This is a genomic window from Gracilibacillus dipsosauri, from assembly GCF_003176895.1.
Taxonomy (GTDB): Bacteria; Bacillota; Bacilli; order Bacillales; family Amphibacillaceae; genus Gracilibacillus; species Gracilibacillus dipsosauri.
Window position 1 is genome coordinate 390,131 of sequence record NZ_QGTD01000008.1, and the last position, 18,211, is coordinate 408,341.

Sequence of the window (18,211 nt, forward strand, 5' to 3'; positions counted from 1 at the left end):
TCGTATGACAAAAAATAAAGACGAGCTTTCTTTTGAAGAAGCTTTGTCTAAACTAGAGGAAATCGTCAATAAAATGGAAGAGGGAGATATTCCGCTAGAGCAAGCAATGAATTATTATGCGGAAGGTTCAAAATTATCGAAAATTTGTCATGATAAATTAGTAAAGGCCGATCAACAGCTACAGGAAATAATGAATGAAAAAGGGGAACTTATTAGCTTTGACATGCAGGAGGAAAAATAGGTGAAAGAAGAGCTCTTACAATATATAACAATAGAAAAAGAAAAAATGAATCAATTACTGCTTCAGTATATAGATACTCTTAATATTCCTGAGAGATTAAAACGGTCTACGAAATATTCTATCAATGCTGGTGGTAAAAGGCTACGTCCTATCCTCATGAGGCTAACATGCGAAGGGCTTCAAGGAGACTGTGAGAAAATTTATCCTGCAGCAGTTGCATTGGAAATGATCCACACGTATTCCTTAATTCATGATGATCTTCCTGCAATGGATGATGATATGTATCGAAGAGGAAAATTAACCAATCATCGTCAATTCGATGAAGCCACTGCCATTCTGGCGGGCGATGGTTTGCTCACGAATAGTTTTCAAGTGATTGCTTCCGCAAACGTATACAATGCAGAGGAAAAAGTATATTTAATCAACAGGCTAACTGAAGCAAGTGGAATGGAAGGAATGGTTGGCGGACAATTGTTAGATATGGAAGCAGAGCAACAAGAGATTACTATCGAACAGTTAGAGCAAATTCATCGGTTAAAAACGGGCTGCTTATTGTCGTTCGCTATTGATGCTGGGAGCTATTTGGCAGGAGCAAATGACAAGACACGCTTCATATTGCGACAATTCGCTGAGTATATCGGTTTAATCTTCCAAATTCAGGATGACATTTTGGACGTAGTAGGGGATCAGCATCTAATGGGCAAAGCTTCTGGTAGTGATCAAGGTAATAGTAAAAGCACCTACCCTTCTGTTTTAGGCTTAGATGGGGCCATTTCACATAAGAAGAGTTATGTAAACAAAGCTAAACAATGTCTAGAGCAGGCAGGATTAAAAGGTTCCAGATTGGAAGGGCTAACTGACTATTTAAGTGAAAGAGATTTGTAAAGATTGAGTAAAGCTTGAAATTATGTTAGAATAAAAGTAACAAAGTGGAATGGTGCAGTATTCTAGTCAATCCTCCATTTCTGAAGGCAGGCCTAAAAATCTGCCAAAGGGCACATCGATGAAGTTCCTTGTGTTGGCTTGAGGCGCCCAGCCTTGGGTCGATGCTGGGAGTTAAGGTTGAAGGGCGATCCACAAAGGCATGTGGGCGAAGACCCTTCTTCCGCGGAGGCCCATCACTGTTTTCTTTTCTTAGCCAAGTAAAGAGAATGGAATGGGGTATGAACCTATCGAATAGGGATCGGGTATTTCTATTCATAGCGTAGCCTGCCTTGAGTGGTACGAAGGGGATTATAGGCAATAGAGTGTTTCATTTTGGATGGCCACTAATTTGGGACACGTTTTCTATATGAAATTCGTACTGCAAAAGAGGCTAGGAAATGGTCAAAGGTTGCTGAGGAAATCTCCTAGACTGTTCCAAATGGAAGTTTAAGAAGGATTATAGTACGGACTGAGTGGTAATCCAGTCTAGCTGTTGGTGACAACGCTAAGATATGTTTAAAGGGGAACCGCCAAAGTGGCAACACTTGGTACATATCTGGGAAAACCTACTGGACCTAAGCCGTAGTCTTTACTTCTTAAATGACCATTCCGCATCATACATAATAATAATGTTAAACACTTTAACGGGGTTCGTTATGAATAAAAAACAATTGCAAAAGTCGATAAAATTTAGCCTTAGTATTGCCGTTATCACATTTGTGTTAGCGGCTATTTTTTCAGTTGTTTCTTCATCCATACTAAGTGGAGTTATGTCTGTTGTAGGTTTACTAATCGTATTATTCATTGTATTGATTGGTGTATTCTTTGATATGTTAGGAATTGCGGCAGCAGCAGCTGATGAGGCACCTTTTCACGCTATGGCTGCTGAGAAGGTAAGTGGCGCAAAGCATGCTGTACTGATTGTGAGAAATGCAGACCGCTTCGCAAGTTTTTGTAATGACGTGATTGGTGATATTTCTGGTATTATTAGTGGTACAGCATCTGCAGTCGTTGTCTTACAAATTGCTAATGTATTCGGATATGAGGAAGGTACTAGCATTCAAATTACCATCTCAGTAATTCTCACAAGTCTTGTAGCAGCTTTAACAGTGGGTGGGAAAGCTTTAGGCAAATATTTTGCTATTAATTCTTCGACACAAATTATTTTCTTAGTCGGTAAAATAATTGCATTTTTAGAGGAAAGACTTAAAATAAAAGTATTATCAAAAAGTTAAAGATACAGAATCTTAATAGGGAGGATTCCATCATGGATCTTACCAAAATCAAGCAACCGAATTTTTTAAAACATTTAACAAAAAAAGAACTAGAAGATCTCGCATATGAAATCAGACAATTTCTCATTAATAAGCTCTCGGTAACAGGAGGGCATTTAGGGGCTAATTTGGGTGTTGTAGAGCTAACACTTGCTTTGCACAAGCATTTTAACAGTCCCACTGATAAGCTAATATTTGATGTTGGACATCAATCCTACATTCATAAAATTTTAACAGGTAGAACGGAACAATTTGATACACTGCGACAATATAACGGGCTATGTGGATTCCCGAAAATGTCAGAAAGTAAACATGACGTATGGGAAACCGGACATAGTTCCACCTCCTTATCTGCTGCTATGGGGATGGCGATTGCACGTGATATGCAAGGACTGGATTATGCAGTTGTTCCAATTATTGGTGATGGTGCTTTAACAGGCGGGATGGCACTGGAAGCGTTGAATCATATCGGTCACGAGAAAAAGAACATGACCGTGATTTTAAATGATAATGAAATGTCGATAGCGGGTAATGTAGGAGCATTGCACAAGGCACTTGGAAGAATGAGAAGTGCAGGTAAGTACAATCGAATGAAGGATGAAATAGAAGTACTAATGAAACGGATACCAGCAGTTGGGGGGAAGATCGCACAAACTGCTGAAAGAGTAAAAGACAGTATGAAATATTTCATGGTACCAGGTATGTTATTTGAAGAGTTTGGATTTACTTATTTCGGTCCCGTTGATGGACATGATTTCAAGGCACTAGAAGAAAACCTACAATATGCATCTAAAACGGAAGGCCCAGTATTAGTTCATGTCATCACTCAAAAAGGAAAAGGTTACCAGCCAGCAGAAACAGATCAAAAAGATAAATGGCACGGTGTTGGTCCATATAAAATTGATTCTGGAGAAAAAATCAAGCCAGTAGATGATAAGCCTGCCTGGAGCCAAGTTGTAAGTGATACATTAGAAAAAATCGCAGAAAAGAATGAAAAGCTTGCTGTGATCACGCCAGCAATGGTACTTGGTTCCAAATTAGATAAATTTCAAGAGCACTTCCCGAAGAGACTATTTGATGTTGGTATTGCTGAACAGCATGCTACTACAATGGCCGCAGGTTTAGCAACTCAAGGAATGAAACCATTCCTGGCCATTTATTCTACCTTTTTGCAACGTGCCTATGATCAAATGGTTCACGATGTCTGCCGCCAGAATTTAAATGTTGCTTTTGGGATTGATCGAGCAGGACTAGTTGGAGCAGATGGAGAAACACATCAAGGGGTATTTGACATCGCCTTTTTGCGTCATTTACCTAATATGGTGCTGATGATGCCAAAAGATGAAAATGAGTGTCAACATATGGTGAACACAGCAATTGAATACGAAGATGGACCGATTGCCTTACGTTTTCCAAGAGGGAATGGACTAGGTGTAGAAATGGATTCAACATTAAAAAATATCCCTATCGGTAAATGGGAGGTTCTCACTACAGGTAAGGATGCTGTTATACTAACCTTTGGTACAACAATTGAAATGGCAATGGCTGCAAGTATTCAGCTTTCCAAAAAAGGTATGAGTATTGAAGTAATTAATGCACGTTTTCTAAAACCATTAGATGAGGAAATGCTGCACGATGTAATGAAAAGAAATATACCGATTCTAACTATAGAGGAATCCGTTCTACAAGGTGGATTTGGAAGTTCTATTTTAGAATTTGCTGAAGAAAATCAATACCATCCAACGATAAAACGAATGGGAATTCCTGACCGTTTTATTGAACATGGAAGTGTGCAACAGTTATTAGAAGAAATTCATTTAACAAAAGAACAAGTGATTGAGGAATTGACGAATATGCTACAAATGGATAATAATAAGCAAAAAAGGGCTTGATAATAAATGGCTAATAAAATGCGGATTGATCAACTCATTGTAGATCGAGGATTAATCGAATCAAGAGAAAAGGCAAAAAGATCCATTATGGCGGGTTTAGTATTTTCTAATGGCCAAAGAATAGACAAGCCTGGAACAAAGGTTTCCGATGATATTGATATTCAAGTTAAAGGTAAATTATTTCCTTATGTTGGACGTGGTGGACTAAAGTTAGAAAAAGCGATCAAGACATTTCATCTGGACCTAAAGGAGAAGATAATGATCGATGTCGGGTCCTCTACTGGCGGATTTACGGATTGCGCCTTACAAAATGGTGTTAGTCTAAGCTATGCTGTTGATGTAGGCTATAATCAGCTCGACTGGAAATTAAGGAATGATCCACGCGTTATTGTTATGGAAAGAACGAATTTTCGGTATGTAACTATTGACATGCTTGAGGATAAGCAACCTGACTTTGCTACAGTTGATGTCTCCTTTATTTCTTTAAAATTAATTTTACCACCGTTGTTTAAGCTATTAAAAGAAAACAGTGACTGTGTGATCTTAATCAAGCCACAGTTTGAGGCAGGTAAAGAAGAAGTTGGCAAAAAAGGGATTGTACGAGAGGCTGCCATACACGAAAGAGTATTAAATGATATTCTAACATTTTCGCACCAAACAGGCTTTGAATTTCTTAATCTTACGTTCTCTCCGATAACTGGAGGGGATGGAAATATTGAGTTTTTAGCATGGTTAAGGAAAAGTTCTGTTAACGAATGTAGCTTACCAGAAATGGTGGGACAAATTAAAGAAGTTGTACAGACAGCACATCTAGAATTAAACAAAAAAGATTAGGACTACCTATTTACAGTAGTCCGTTTTCGTATGGGATACCTTATTGTTGGAGGATGAGGATATGAACAAAGCACAAAGGCATATAAAAATTAGAGAAATTATTACAGAAAATGAAATCGAGACACAAGATGAACTTGTCGATCAGTTTCGTCAGTTAGGCTATACGATAACCCAAGCAACTATTTCCAGAGATATTAAAGAATTACACCTTGTGAAAGTTCCTACTGCGGATGGCAGATATAAGTATAGCTTACCAGCAGATCAAAAGTTTAATCCTTTAAATAAACTTAGAAGGTTGATCATGGATGCTTTTGTAAGTATTGATATCGCTTCACATTTTATAGTAATGAAAACACTGCCGGGAAATGCCCAAGCTATGGGGGCATTGATCGATAATTTAAGCTGGGATGAAATTATGGGAACCATCTGTGGGGATGATACGATCTTAATCATTTGTAAAACAGTGAAAGATGCAGAATTGATGAAATCTAAATTTTTAGAAATGCTTTAATTCTGTATTAATTTGTTAATGGGAGTTTCTTTTTGATGGGAGTGTGGGTATGTTAACAGAGCTTTCGATTAAAAATTTTGCCATTATAGAAGAAATGTCGATTACCTTCCAAAAAGGCTTAACAGTACTGACTGGAGAAACTGGTGCAGGTAAATCAATCATTATTGATGCCTTAGGGTTACTTATTGGGGGAAGAGGATCGGTTGAATATATTCGCTTTGGTGAGAAAAAAGCAGAGCTAGAAGGACTTTTTATTATGGAGGAAAGTAATCATCCTGTGTTTCAAAAGGCAAATGAACTAGGTATCGAAATTATGGAAGATCAAATGCTCGTATTACACCGAACTATTTCACAAACTGGTAAAAGCATTTGTCGAATAAATGGTAAGCTAGTGACATTAGCTATATTGAAGGAAATAGGTCAGTTACTCATTGATATTCACAGTCAACACGAAACACAATCATTGTTGAATGTGGATAAACATATTGAATTGCTTGATTCTTATTACCAAGTAAACGATCCACAATTTCTAAAGGAATACGAGGAATTATATCATAAATGGAGCCAACTAAAGAAAGACTATAAAGAACAAAATCAAAATGAAAAAGAATTAGCTCAAAGGTTAGACCTTCTAACTTTTCAATTAAATGAAATTCAATCGGCAAATTTAATCCCAAAAGAAGATGACGAACTGTTAGAGGAAAGAAACACCTTAGTTCATTTTGAACGAATTTTTCAGAGCTTAAAGGATGCGTATAATGGATTACATGGAGAAATGCGGGGATTGGATTGGTTATCACATACAGCCAATCATTTAGAAGCAGCAGGAGAAAACAATCAAGAATTGCAGAAGCTATACGAAGACTATATTGATCATTATTATATGATTGAAGAAATATCCTACAAAATTAGGCAGCATATTGATGGGATGGAATTTGATCCGGAAAGACTAGAATTTATCGAATCACGATTAAATGAACTTAACCAGTTGAAGAAAAAATACGGATCAAATGTAGAGGAAATTATGGAATATAGTGCCACCATCGAAGAAGAACTGGAAACCATTAAAAATCGAGATGAGCATTTATTAAGATTAGAGCAGAGGTTTAAAGAATTAACAGAGGATTTACTTTTAGAAGCAAAGCAGCTCCATGATGTGCGTGTAAAAGCAGCCAAGGGATTGGAGAAGGCTGTTTTAAAGGAGTTAAAAGAATTATATTTGGAAAAGGCAAATTTTATTGTAGAAGTGGCGTATACCAAATCTGACCAGAATGAGCTAATGCTTGATGGTTCATCGGTTCGACCAAATAATAAAGGAATTGATCGAATTCATTTCTATATATCCACAAATCCAGGTGAACCACCAAAAGAATTGAACAAGATCGCTTCAGGCGGTGAAATGTCACGTATCATGCTAGCGATGAAAAATATATTTGCCCAGCATCAAGGGATTACAAGTGTTATTTTCGATGAGGTTGATACAGGTGTAAGTGGCCGAGTTGCCCAAGCGATGGCAGAGAAAATGTATAATATTTCGATTGATTCACAAGTACTCTGTATTACTCATTTGCCACAGGTTGCAGCAATAGCAGACACTCATTTGCGAATCGAAAAGCATATGAATCATGATCGAACTACTACGTCCGTTACAGAATTATCCCGTGAAGATCGCATCGCCGAGATTGGGAAAATGATTACTGGTGAAGAATTAACAGAAGCATCTAAACAACACGCAAAAGAATTAATTGAGATGAATAAAAGCCGCTGAGGAAAAAGGATAAAAACTCCACCGATGGCAAACTCCTATTAGAAATGTGGAAAACATCACCCGAAATTGTTAAGTTTAAACGGGTTTAAAAACCCCCTTAAAAGGTCAAATTAGATATACAGATGAAATTGAATCTGTACTAACAAGGAGGGTGATGTGATGAAGACTGACTGGATTAGAAAAGGAATAGGACTAATACTCCTTGTCTCTTTATTTGCACTTCCATGGTTGACACCATTTCAAATATATCTTTCCATTCCCAATCAAATAAAAACATTCGAAGGCTTACATGATATTAGCTTGCCTACTTTAGGTAATTCCATAGAACTTCAAGCTGAGAATGAGCAAACAGTTCAACATGCAACGGACATTATTCCATTTTCCTTTGCGGAAAGTGGAGAGCAAGAAGTTGTTTACACTTTTTCTGATATTCCTGTAAAAAAGGTGGATATCTCTGTTTATGAGGATATCCGTATAGTGCCAGGAGGACAATCGATAGGGATTAATTTGCACACACAGGGGGTTCTAGTTGTTGGACATCATCTTGTCTCCACAGAAGAAGGTGATCTGTCTCCTGGTGAAAAAGCGGAAATAAAGGTCGGAGATAGTATTCTCAGTATAAATAATCAGCCAATAAAGGAAATGGAGCAAGTAGCCCCGTTAGTAAAAGAAGCTGGTGAAAATAAAAAAGATCTTGATGTAGAGATAAAACGTGGAAATAAAACGATTCAAACGAGTTTGACACCTCAATATGATACAGATGATCAAGAGTTCCAAATAGGGCTTTATATTAGGGATACAGCAGCTGGGATTGGTACAATGACCTTTTATGAACCAAATTCCAAAAAGTATGGCGCACTTGGTCATATTATTTCAGATATGGATACAAGAAAACCGGTTGAAATAAATGATGGAACGATTGTGAAATCAAAAGTTACGGAAATTCAGAAAGGGGAAAATGGTGTTCCCGGAGAAAAGAGAGCCAATTTTGATGTTAACGAAAGTGAACTTGGCAATATTACGAAAAATACACCTTTTGGAATTTTTGGTACATTAAATGGAAAAGTAGAGAAAAGTAAGTGGAATGAACCGATGCCGATAGCATTACCAAATCAAGTCAAAGAAGGGCCAGCCAAAATTTTGACAGTTATTGATGGAGAGAAAGTGGAAGCATTTGATGTGGAAATTGTCAATACAGTAGCCCAAGAATCACCTGCAACAAAGGGTCTCATCCTCAAAATAGTCGATGATCGTTTGTTAGAAGCTACTGGAGGCATTGTTCAAGGAATGAGTGGAAGTCCAATTATTCAAGACGGGAAAGTAATCGGAGCAGTAACCCATGTTTTTGTCAATGATCCGACATCTGGATATGGGGTTCATATTGAGTGGATGCTAAACGAAGCTGGAATAGATATATATAAAGAAGATAAAAAGGCAAGTTAGAGGAATGGTTATCAGGAAAAGCATTATCCTGATAACCATTTTTTTGTACGCATAAATTCGTAGCAAAGGTGCCAATTATAAGCAAAACTAGGCATTTACCAAAGAAGATCGAATACAAGCTTTTCTAAGTGTTCATTCATCTTGTAGTCACTAGAAAATATTGTTATAATAACAATTAAAGATTATTCGACAAAACCAATCCATACCATGGGTAAACAAAATGAAAATAGTCGAAAAATGAAGATAATTAAAGCAAATAGAAAAAAATAAAAGTTTTTCTAATGAAAAGCAGGAATTATTAAGCTTTTGTCGAAAATATAATAGTGTAAAGCAATTGTTGAAGGAGGAGCTTTTTAGTGGAAAAGTCTAAAGTATTGTTAGTCGATGATAATAGGGAACTTGTTCAATTAATGGAAGAGTACTTAGGGGATCAAAATGATATGGAGGTTGTAGGAAAGGCTTACAATGGTAAAGAATGCCTTGATATGATAGAGGATGTGCGCCCTGATGTAGTCGTATTAGATATCATTATGCCACATGTTGATGGATTAGCGGTTTTGTCAAAAATTAAGCAATCTGAGCATACGAAACATATCCATGTCATTATGCTAACAGCTTTTGGTCAAGAAGATGTGACCAAAAAAGCAGTAACCTTAGGTGCTTCTTATTTTATTTTAAAACCATTTGACCTAGAGCATTTAGCTGAGCAAATCAGACAGGTGCATGGAATGCAGCCTTCCATACATAACAATGAGATCAAAACATCTACAAACCATTCTAAAAAGTTCGATTTAGAGACAAGTATTACACATATTATCCACGAGATTGGTGTTCCTGCCCATATTAAAGGTTATATGTACTTAAGAGAAGCCATAACAATGGTTTATAACGATATTGAGTTATTAGGATCGATCACCAAAGTATTATACCCAGATATCGCATCTAAATATAACACAACTGCTTCTCGGGTTGAGCGTGCTATACGCCATGCAATTGAAGTAGCATGGAGTAGAGGGAACATTGATTCCATATCGTCTTTATTCGGCTATACGGTAAGTGTTTCTAAAGCAAAGCCGACAAATTCAGAATTTATAGCAATGGTTGCTGACAGACTTAGACTAGAACATAGAGCTTCATAATATTGCAATTTCACTCTTTTACAAGAGAAAGAGCAGGATTCTTTTCTCTTGTAAAAGAGTTTTTTTGTTATCAGAACCTAATCATATGACAAAAACTGGGAGATATAAAAAAACAAATGCGCTCTCCTATAATATAGGTAGAAATAGTCCAGTATTTTTGCAACAGATGCGATCTATCTCGATAAACGTGTATATCCTCCTATATATTTTGAATTAGACATCACTTTTATATAACAAAATATTGCGAAGTATGATAATATTTTTAATGTCATAAAAATAAATATTGGAGAGGTTATAACATGAAAGTAGCAAAATTTGGAGGAAGTTCAGTTGCAAATGCTGAACAACTGCGTAAAGTAGCAAATATTATTCAAGATGATCGAGAAAGAAAGGTAATTGTTGTTTCAGCGCCAGGAAAAAGATTTTCAGAAGATACAAAAGTAACAGATTTGTTAATTGAATTGGGAGATGCCTATTTAAAAAATGAACCATATGATTCAAAATTACAAAAAATCTTAGATCGTTTTCAAGAAATTACAACAGAACTTCAAATTTCTGATCGTGTTATCAAGGAAATTGAAGATGGCATACATTCTATCTTATCTTCAGATGATAGTGATGCATTAAAAATGGATGCATTAAAAGCAACGGGTGAGGATTCTCTCGCAAAAGTTTTAAGTGTTTATTTGCAATCACTAGGTTTAAAGGCCGCTTACTTAAATCCTAAGAATGCAGGGATTTTTGTAAGTGATAATCCAGGAAGTGCTCAAATTTTAGATGAAAGCTATGAGCATCTGTATAAATTAAGAAATCGCGATGATATTGTCGTCATCCCTGGATTTTTCGGTTACACGTTAGATGGAAAACTGATTACATTCTCAAGAGGAGGATCAGATATTACTGGATCCATTGTCGCTGCTGGAGTTAGAGCTGACCTATATGAGAATTTCACAGATGTAGACTCCGTCTATTGTGTCAATCCCAATATTGTTGAAAATCCAAAAGAAATCACTTCACTAACATATAAAGAAATGCGTGAATTGTCTTATGCAGGCTTCTCTGTTTTCCATGACGAAGCATTAATTCCTGCTTTCAAAGCAGATATACCGGTTTGTATTAAGAATACGAATAATCCTCAAGGAATGGGAACTATTATTGTTGCTCAAAAAGCTGCACAACCTAATCCTGTAGTAGGTATCGCTAGTGATACAGGCTTTGTAAGTATTTATGTTAGCAAATATTTAATGAATAGAGAGCTTGGTTTTGGTCGCAAACTATTGACGATATTAGAGGATGAAGGTATCTCCTTTGAACATACCCCTTCTGGAATTGATGATATTTCTGTCATTGTAAGAGAATCACGCATGCCAAAGGATAAGGAAGAGCGTGTCATTGCCCGTATCAAAAAAGAATTAAAGCCAGATACGGTTCATGTGGATCGTGATCTTGCTTTAATTATGGTAGTAGGGGAAGGAATGGACAGTACTGTTGGTTTAGCTGATAAAGCTACACATGCTTTTGCTAAAGCGAACGTTAATTTAGAAATGATTAACCAAGGATCCTCTGAGGTATCGATGATGTTTGGAATTAAAGCATCAAAGGTAAACGAATCAGTAAGAGCATTATATGAAATGTTCTTTCAATAAAAGGAATTTATAAACTGAATAAAATAAAAAACAACAGGCTACGAACGATACCTGTTGTTTTTTCCTCCTTTTATCAATTGACGCTTTCGATCCCGATGTAAAATGAACCCACCGATAAATGCAAGTCCCCCAATAAACAAAATGAGACCAATAATAAATTGAATAATAATATGAAAAAAGATGACGGTTAATTCCCCGAAGAAAGCATCACGCATCAGCTTAATACCGTAAGTGGCTATGATGGCTGGCATCACTAGTAATAGTAATGCAATAATTCTCATGTCTTATTCCCCATTCTATGTTACCTAATCCTATTTTTTATTAGTATAGCATAATCTCAATCATTATGAAATTCATGTTATTACTTGCTAATTATTGCATATAATATTATTATAAAAGTGCGCAAAAAAATGCAGGGTGTGATGAAAATGTCTGCAAAATCTCTTATTAAGGATGCAGTTCATGTTGAAAATCTTCCGTATGGAGCACTAATTATTAATACGGACGGGATCGTTAAGGAAGCAAACGAAAAGGCAACATCACTATGGAAACAACCTTTAATTAATCAGCCTTGGAATGATTTGATTGAAGAGGATTCGATATCAAAGGTATTGCAACAGAGAAAGGTATTGCATCGAATTGAGAAAATTACAAAAAATAAAAAGAAACTTTTTACCACTTATAGCCCTTTATTAGATGAACAAAAACGTACGATAGGAGTACTATTACTTTGTGAAAATTTCGAAAATTATGTAGGAAATCTTACTGCACATGCCGATTTGTTTTCCATGGAGGAAATCTTTACAGTACTAGCTAACCATGTTGATTTTGCTGCTTCTTTTCAACTTATAGAGCAATTACAACCAATACATAATACTAATTGGACACAATTAATCCATTCATTTGAAATTGAAGATCGTAAAAAGATAGAAGCAAAAGTAAAGCACGTTCAATCCATCACTTTTCAGGATCGAAGAGTTGTGAGTGAATCGATCCGAATTGGACAATGGGAGCAAGAGATAAAAATAAGCTCCACTCCAGCCTTTATTAGAGGTAGGCTAATAGGATGTCTAATGATGATGCAAAACTTAAGTGAAATAAAAAAAGAAGCGCAAAAATTAGAGCAAGCTAAGCGATTAATTAGAAACTTGGAAAAGACATTCACTTTTGAAGATTTTATCGGTCAATCGTTCGAGATTAAAATGGCGAAGGAACACGGTAAATTATACGCAAAAACAAATGCCCCTCTATTTATAGAAGGAGAGACAGGAACTGGCAAGCGAATGCTAGCCCATATCATCCATTTTGCCAGTAATCGAAGTAAGCATCCATTTCGCCATATTCGTAACGATGGTCAAAATGTCAAGAAGCTGGAGGAACTACTCTTCGGTAACCAACAGCAAAAAGGCATCATAGAAACAGTTAAAAACGGAACACTCTTTATCGAAGAGATTACCGCTATACCGATAAATATACAATTGCAATTGGTAGAATTATTTCAAAACAATAAATATAATATTCGCTTAATCGTGAGTACTAGTAGAAAGGATATAAGGCAGAAGCTCGATTCAAAGTTTGCAGAGATGTTCCTTCGCTTTCCTATTCATTTACCGTCATTAACGAAAAGAAGAGAGGATTTAACTTTATTAGTGAACCATTTTATTACACAAAATAATTTGAAATATGGTATGAATATTAAAACGGCTGATGAAAATGTATTCGATTATTTTTACACATACGATTGGCCTAAAAATGTGTCAGAGCTAAAGTATTGGATGGATATAGCTTTTACTCATGCTGATTCATTAACAGAAGTATTAACTCTTGATCACTTTCGATCATTCATAGTAAACAAGCAAAAGGATATTTCGATTGATGATTCTCTTCCTTTGCAATCAGCTATGGATTTGTTCGAAAAAAAATATATATTGCAAATGTTAGAAAAATGTAAATATAACAAAACACAGACTGCTAAATCATTGGGAATTTCAGTTCGAAATTTATACTATAAAATGGATAAATATCAGATCAATAGGGAGAGTTCATAGCCAATGTCGAATAGCTATCGGGTTTTAGTAATTAATCCATTACTTTATACGACTAGAATTGCCGTATTCGAGAATGAACAAAATTTATACGAAGAAGAATTACCCCTTTCACTTCACGATGTAAATTTAGATATCTATGAACAGGTTCATATTAGAAGGGATGCAATATTTCAAGCATTTCGAGAAATTGGCTTAAACATTTCATCCGTAGATGCTGTTTGTGGCAGAGGTGGTTTACTTCAACCAATCAGTGGTGGAACATATGTTGTAACCGAAAAGATGATTGAAGATTTGTTTCAATCCATTAATGGAAAGCATGTTTCCAATTTAGGGGCAATTTTGGCTAATGAAATCGCTACTAATCTTAATATTGATGCATATATTGTTGACCCCGTTGTAGTGGACGAGATGACGACCATTGCAAAAAGAACAGGAATACCTACTATTCAAAGGAAGAGTATTTTTCATGCATTAAATCAAAAATCAGTAGCTCGGGAAATAGCTGAACTATCTAATTCTAACTATGATGAGATGAATTTAATTATTGCACATATGGGTGGCGGTGTAACAATTGGAGCCCATGCCAATGGCATAGTAGTTGATGTCAATAACGGCTTTGATGGAGAAGGACCCTTTTCATTAGAGAGAGCAGGCAGTATTCCAAATAATGAATTAATTAATTTGAGCTATCAACATCATGATCAAAATATGCTAAAGGAAATGATTATACATCAAGGTGGTATATATGCATATTTAGGAACAAATAAAGCAAGGGATGTAAAGGATCTGGTGGAAGCTAACGATAATAAAGCTATTTTAGTAATAGAAACACTTGCTTACCAAGTAGCTAAAGAAATAGGTAAAATGGCTGTAGTTCTTGAAGGGAATGTTGACAAAATAGTTCTAACAGGCGATTTAGCAGAGATTCACTATTTAAATCAAAAAATAATGAATCGTGTTAGTTGGATTGCAGACGTCCATGAATATCCTGGCGAGAATGTAATGCTAGCTTTATCAAGAGGAGCCTTAAGAGTTTTAGAAGGTACGGAAATACCAAAAGAGTATGAGAAAGAAATAAAGGATGATGGAGAATGGCAAAAGAATATGATCTGGTCCTATTAGGTGGCGGAACCGGAGGCTATGTTACCGCAGCAAGAGCAGCACGCTTTGGATTAAAAACAGCAATTGTGGAAAAGGAAAAACTAGGCGGCACTTGTCTTCATAAAGGCTGTATACCTACAAAAGCATTGCTGAAAAGTGCAGAAGTTTTCCAACAGGTAAAGAATGCAAAACAATTTGGTGTGGAAGTGAAGGAAACACAATTTCATTTGAATCAAGCAATAGAACGAAAGAATCAAATTATTAACACCCTACATAATGGTGTAAAATCTTTAGTTCAAAGTGCAGAAATCGATGTCTATCAAGGGTATGGCAGAATTTTAGGTCCGTCCATATTTTCTCCGATGGCAGGTAGTATCTCCGTAGAATATCAAGATGGAAGAGAAAATGATATCTTAGTACCAAAAAATGTTATTATTGCAACAGGTTCTGCACCAAATACGTTACCAGGCTTGGAGATTGATGGGGAAAAAGTCATCACATCTGATCATGCTCTTACATTAAATGAGCTACCAACTTCCATTATGATTGTTGGTGCAGGAGTAATTGGCGTAGAATGGGCATCCTTCTTCCAAGATGTTGGTGTAGAAGTAACGCTAATAGAAGCGGAGGAACAAATTTTACCTCACATGGATCAAGATATTTCGTCTGAGATGAGTAAATTGTTAACTAAAAGAGGGATTCAAGTATTAACCAATACAGCTGTTGATCCGAATACGCTACGTAAACAAGATCAGGTCGAGGTTGAAACAACCAATGGAAAAAAAATCAAAACAGATCTCATGCTAGTTGCTGTCGGTAGAAAAGCAAACACTCAAAATATCGGTTTAGAAAATACCGATATTCGAACATCAAGCAATGGTTTTATTGAAGTCAATAAATATTTTCAAACAAAGGAATCTCATATATATGCAATTGGCGATGTTAATGGAGGGAAACAACTAGCACATGCTGCGACATATGAAGGCAATATTGCAGTCGAACATATTGCTGGTAATTATCCAAGCTTATTAAAAGAAACAGCTATCCCTTCATGTGTTTATGGCAATATTGAAATTGCAACAATAGGATTATCTGAATCTGATGCAAAGCTTCAAGGAAAAACAGTCAAAATATCCAAAACATCTTTCCAAGCAATAGGAAAAGCTCATGTAAACGGAGATGTAAGTGGTTTTGCTAAGATTATTTTGGACAAGAATAATGATGATGTATTAGGTGTTCACTTGATTGGAAAAAATGTGACAGAATTAATAGGTCAAGCTAGTTTAATCCAATATTTTGATGGATCAGGGATAGAAACATCTGAAGCGGTATACCCACATCCGTCATTAAGTGAGATTATTGGAGAAGTTGCTTTAGCAGCTGAGGGGAGGAAAATTCATGGTTAACTTAAAAAATAGTAGCTTATTGAATGAGGAAACATTGTTAGAAATGTATAGAGAAATGCTCTTAGCTAGAAGAATAGATGAAAGAATGTGGTTGTTAAATCGTTCTGGCAGTATACCGTTTGTTGTCTCAGGCCAAGGACAGGAAGCACTACAAATAGCTGCAGCGGCGGCGCTGGATAATCAAGTCGATTATGTCCTGCCCTATTACCGAGATCTAGGTGTTGTGATCCATTTTGGCATGTCAACAAGAGAAATATTCTTACAAGCTTTTGGAAAAGCCGAGGATCCAAACTCTGGCGGGAGACAGATGCCTAGTCACTTCGGTCAACGAAAAAACCGAATTGTCACAGGCTCTTCTCCTGTAACTACACAAGTTCCACATGCTGTAGGCTTTGCTTTAGCTGCCAAAATGGAAAATAAACCACTCGTTAGTTTTGTTACACTTGGGGAAGGTTCATCAAATCAAGGAGATTTTCATGAAGGGTTAAATTTTGCTGGTGTTCATAAACTACCTGTCATTTTTATGGTAGAAAATAATAAATACGCCATTTCTGTACCATTAAACAAACAAGTAGCATGTGAAAAAATTTCCGATCGTGCAATAGGTTATGGTATGTATGGGATAACTGTAGACGGCAATGACCCAATTACGGTGTATCAAGCAGTAAAAGAAGCAAGGGAGCGTGCTTTAAAAGGGGAAGGACCGACCTTAATTGAAGCAACTTCCTATCGTTTAACCCCACATTCAAGTGATGATGATGATATGACGTATCGAACGAAAGATGAAGTGACAACCGCTCGAGAGACTGATGGTATTTGGTTATTTAAACAGGCACTGCAAGAAGAGAATATTTTGACAGAGGATTTGGAACAGGAAATGGAAGAAAAAATAAAACAAGAAATAAACGAAGCAACCAGTTATGCCGAAAATGCTCCATATGCGGATATTCGTACATTGACAGATCATGTATATGGGGAGGAGGGAAAATAATGGCAGTATTATCCTATATTCAAGCAGTTACAGCTGCACTAAAAGAAGAAATGGAAAGAGATGAAAAGGTATTTATTCTTGGAGAAGATGTTGGTCCAAGAGGGGGAGTTTTTCGTGCAACAGACGGGCTATACGATCAGTTTGGTGAACAAAGAGTATTGGATACACCTTTAGCTGAATCTGCAATTGCTGGAGTTGGAATTGGTGCAGCGATGTATGGGATGCGCCCAGTCGCAGAAATGCAATTTGCTGATTTTATTTTGCCAGCTGTTAATCAAATCATCTCAGAAGCGGCAAAAATTAGGTATCGTTCGAATAATGATTGGCATTGTCCTATTACGATCCGTGCACCATATGGTGGTGGTGTTCATGGAGGACTATATCACTCTCAATCAATCGAGGCGATTTTTGCTAATCAGCCAGGTTTAAAAATTGTTATGCCATCAAGTCCTTATGATGTTAAAGGTTTGTTAAAGGCTTCTATTCAAGATGATGATCCTGTATTATTTTTAGAACATAAACGTGCTTACCGATTGTTAAAGGAAGAAGTACCAGAAACAGATTATACGGTACCTCTTGGAAAAGCAGAGGTGAAAAAAGAAGGCTCGGATGTAACGGTGATCACATATGGCCTTTGTGTTCATTTTGCGAAACAAGCGGCAGAGAAGCTAGAACAGGAAGGTATCAGTACAGAAATATTGGATTTAAGAACCGTTTACCCTCTTGATCAGGAAGCAATTATTAAGGCTGCTACCAAAACTGGTAAAGTTCTTTTAGTCACAGAAGATAATAAAGAAGGCAGTATTATAGGAGAGGTTGCTGCCATTATCAGTGAAAATTGCTTATTTGATTTAGATGCACCGATTAAACGACTTGCGGCACCGGAAGTACCTGCAATGCCATTTGCATCACCATTAGAAAAAGAATTTATGATCAACCCTGATAAAATAGAACAGGCAATTAAAGAATTAGCGGAATTTTAATTAGATCGGA

At 36.4% G+C, this 18,211-nt stretch carries 16 protein-coding genes; 15 read left to right on the forward strand and 1 reads right to left on the reverse strand.

The features are described 5' to 3' along the window. The first annotated feature begins 4 nt into the window (after positions 1-4). The 10 genes from xseB (at position 5) to DLJ74_RS09010 (ending at position 11,672) form a co-directional block, all read left to right on the forward strand. Complete coding sequence (gene xseB / locus DLJ74_RS08965; protein ID WP_054859311.1) at positions 5-241, forward strand: exodeoxyribonuclease VII small subunit; 237 nt, start codon at positions 5-7, stop codon at positions 239-241. Next, positions 242-1,126 (forward strand): polyprenyl synthetase family protein, encoded by an 885-nt coding sequence (locus DLJ74_RS08970; protein WP_245902301.1) that lies wholly within the window; start codon positions 242-244, stop codon positions 1,124-1,126. A 695-nt stretch (positions 1,127-1,821) separates the two neighbouring features. Next, positions 1,822-2,400, forward strand: coding sequence for a hypothetical protein (locus DLJ74_RS08975; protein WP_054859313.1), 579 nt, complete (start codon positions 1,822-1,824; stop codon positions 2,398-2,400). Between the two features lie 32 nt (positions 2,401-2,432). Continuing rightward, positions 2,433-4,331, forward strand: coding sequence for a 1-deoxy-D-xylulose-5-phosphate synthase (gene dxs / locus DLJ74_RS08980; protein WP_109984202.1), 1,899 nt, complete (start codon positions 2,433-2,435; stop codon positions 4,329-4,331). Between the two features lie 6 nt (positions 4,332-4,337). Beyond that, on the forward strand, positions 4,338-5,165 hold the full coding sequence (locus DLJ74_RS08985; RefSeq protein WP_109984203.1) for a TlyA family RNA methyltransferase: 828 nt from the start codon (positions 4,338-4,340) through the stop codon (positions 5,163-5,165). A gap of 61 nt (positions 5,166-5,226) precedes the next feature. Next, positions 5,227-5,676: a transcriptional regulator AhrC/ArgR gene (ahrC, locus tag DLJ74_RS08990; protein ID WP_109984204.1), complete on the forward strand. Its 450-nt coding sequence runs from the start codon at positions 5,227-5,229 to the stop codon at positions 5,674-5,676. Between the two features lie 49 nt (positions 5,677-5,725). After that, positions 5,726-7,444 (forward strand): DNA repair protein RecN, encoded by a 1,719-nt coding sequence (gene recN / locus DLJ74_RS08995; protein ID WP_109984205.1) that lies wholly within the window; start codon positions 5,726-5,728, stop codon positions 7,442-7,444. Between the two features lie 159 nt (positions 7,445-7,603). Beyond that, on the forward strand, positions 7,604-8,887 hold the full coding sequence (gene spoIVB, locus DLJ74_RS09000; RefSeq protein WP_109984206.1) for a SpoIVB peptidase: 1,284 nt from the start codon (positions 7,604-7,606) through the stop codon (positions 8,885-8,887). A 410-nt stretch (positions 8,888-9,297) separates the two neighbouring features. Further along, positions 9,298-10,026: a sporulation transcription factor Spo0A gene (gene spo0A / locus DLJ74_RS09005; protein WP_245902322.1), complete on the forward strand. Its 729-nt coding sequence runs from the start codon at positions 9,298-9,300 to the stop codon at positions 10,024-10,026. 299 nt (positions 10,027-10,325) lie between these two features. Beyond that, positions 10,326-11,672, forward strand: coding sequence for an aspartate kinase (locus DLJ74_RS09010; protein ID WP_109984207.1), 1,347 nt, complete (start codon positions 10,326-10,328; stop codon positions 11,670-11,672). A gap of 38 nt (positions 11,673-11,710) precedes the next feature. On the opposite strand, the gene DLJ74_RS09015 is transcribed toward DLJ74_RS09010, so the two are convergent. Further along, positions 11,711-11,953, reverse strand: coding sequence for a DUF2627 domain-containing protein (locus DLJ74_RS09015; RefSeq protein WP_109984208.1), 243 nt, complete (start codon positions 11,951-11,953; stop codon positions 11,711-11,713). A gap of 147 nt (positions 11,954-12,100) precedes the next feature. Here DLJ74_RS09015 and DLJ74_RS09020 point away from each other — a divergent pair, with 147 nt between their 5' ends. The 5 genes from DLJ74_RS09020 to DLJ74_RS09040 are packed head-to-tail and all read left to right on the forward strand — an operon-like array spanning position 12,101 to position 18,201. Then, positions 12,101-13,720, forward strand: coding sequence for a sigma 54-interacting transcriptional regulator (locus DLJ74_RS09020; protein WP_181397484.1), 1,620 nt, complete (start codon positions 12,101-12,103; stop codon positions 13,718-13,720). A gap of 3 nt (positions 13,721-13,723) precedes the next feature. Further along, positions 13,724-14,842, forward strand: coding sequence for a butyrate kinase (gene buk / locus DLJ74_RS09025; RefSeq protein WP_109984210.1), 1,119 nt, complete (start codon positions 13,724-13,726; stop codon positions 14,840-14,842). After that, positions 14,812-16,227, forward strand: coding sequence for a dihydrolipoyl dehydrogenase (gene lpdA / locus DLJ74_RS09030; RefSeq protein WP_109984211.1), 1,416 nt, complete (start codon positions 14,812-14,814; stop codon positions 16,225-16,227). Before buk ends, lpdA begins: the two co-directional genes overlap by 31 nt. After that, entirely contained in the window at positions 16,220-17,218 is a 999-nt protein-coding gene (locus DLJ74_RS09035) for a thiamine pyrophosphate-dependent dehydrogenase E1 component subunit alpha (RefSeq protein WP_109984212.1), read from the forward strand. Before lpdA ends, DLJ74_RS09035 begins: the two co-directional genes overlap by 8 nt. After that, the gene (locus DLJ74_RS09040; RefSeq protein WP_109984213.1) at positions 17,218-18,201 is read left to right on the forward strand and encodes an alpha-ketoacid dehydrogenase subunit beta; all 984 of its coding nucleotides are present in this window, start codon (positions 17,218-17,220) and stop codon (positions 18,199-18,201) included. Before DLJ74_RS09035 ends, DLJ74_RS09040 begins: the two co-directional genes overlap by 1 nt. The last annotated feature ends 10 nt before the right edge of the window (positions 18,202-18,211 follow it).

What these genes read in the sequence shown, in the direction of transcription:
- xseB (WP_054859311.1), top strand. Translation starts at nt 5, where the DNA reads ATGACAAAAAATAAAGACGAGCTTTCTTTTGAAGAAGCTTTGTCTAAA.
- DLJ74_RS08975 (WP_054859313.1), top strand. Translation starts at nt 1,822, where the DNA reads ATGAATAAAAAACAATTGCAAAAGTCGATAAAATTTAGCCTTAGTATT.
- dxs (WP_109984202.1), top strand. Translation starts at nt 2,433, where the DNA reads ATGGATCTTACCAAAATCAAGCAACCGAATTTTTTAAAACATTTAACA.
- DLJ74_RS08985 (WP_109984203.1), top strand. Translation starts at nt 4,338, where the DNA reads ATGGCTAATAAAATGCGGATTGATCAACTCATTGTAGATCGAGGATTA.
- ahrC (WP_109984204.1), top strand. Translation starts at nt 5,227, where the DNA reads ATGAACAAAGCACAAAGGCATATAAAAATTAGAGAAATTATTACAGAA.
- recN (WP_109984205.1), top strand. Translation starts at nt 5,726, where the DNA reads ATGTTAACAGAGCTTTCGATTAAAAATTTTGCCATTATAGAAGAAATG.
- spoIVB (WP_109984206.1), top strand. Translation starts at nt 7,604, where the DNA reads ATGAAGACTGACTGGATTAGAAAAGGAATAGGACTAATACTCCTTGTC.
- spo0A (WP_245902322.1), top strand. Translation starts at nt 9,298, where the DNA reads ATGGAAGAGTACTTAGGGGATCAAAATGATATGGAGGTTGTAGGAAAG.
- DLJ74_RS09010 (WP_109984207.1), top strand. Translation starts at nt 10,326, where the DNA reads ATGAAAGTAGCAAAATTTGGAGGAAGTTCAGTTGCAAATGCTGAACAA.
- DLJ74_RS09015 (WP_109984208.1), bottom strand. Translation starts at nt 11,953, where the DNA reads ATGAGAATTATTGCATTACTATTACTAGTGATGCCAGCCATCATAGCC.
- DLJ74_RS09020 (WP_181397484.1), top strand. Translation starts at nt 12,101, where the DNA reads ATGTCTGCAAAATCTCTTATTAAGGATGCAGTTCATGTTGAAAATCTT.
- buk (WP_109984210.1), top strand. Translation starts at nt 13,724, where the DNA reads ATGTCGAATAGCTATCGGGTTTTAGTAATTAATCCATTACTTTATACG.
- lpdA (WP_109984211.1), top strand. Translation starts at nt 14,812, where the DNA reads ATGGCAAAAGAATATGATCTGGTCCTATTAGGTGGCGGAACCGGAGGC.
- DLJ74_RS09035 (WP_109984212.1), top strand. Translation starts at nt 16,220, where the DNA reads ATGGTTAACTTAAAAAATAGTAGCTTATTGAATGAGGAAACATTGTTA.
- DLJ74_RS09040 (WP_109984213.1), top strand. Translation starts at nt 17,218, where the DNA reads ATGGCAGTATTATCCTATATTCAAGCAGTTACAGCTGCACTAAAAGAA.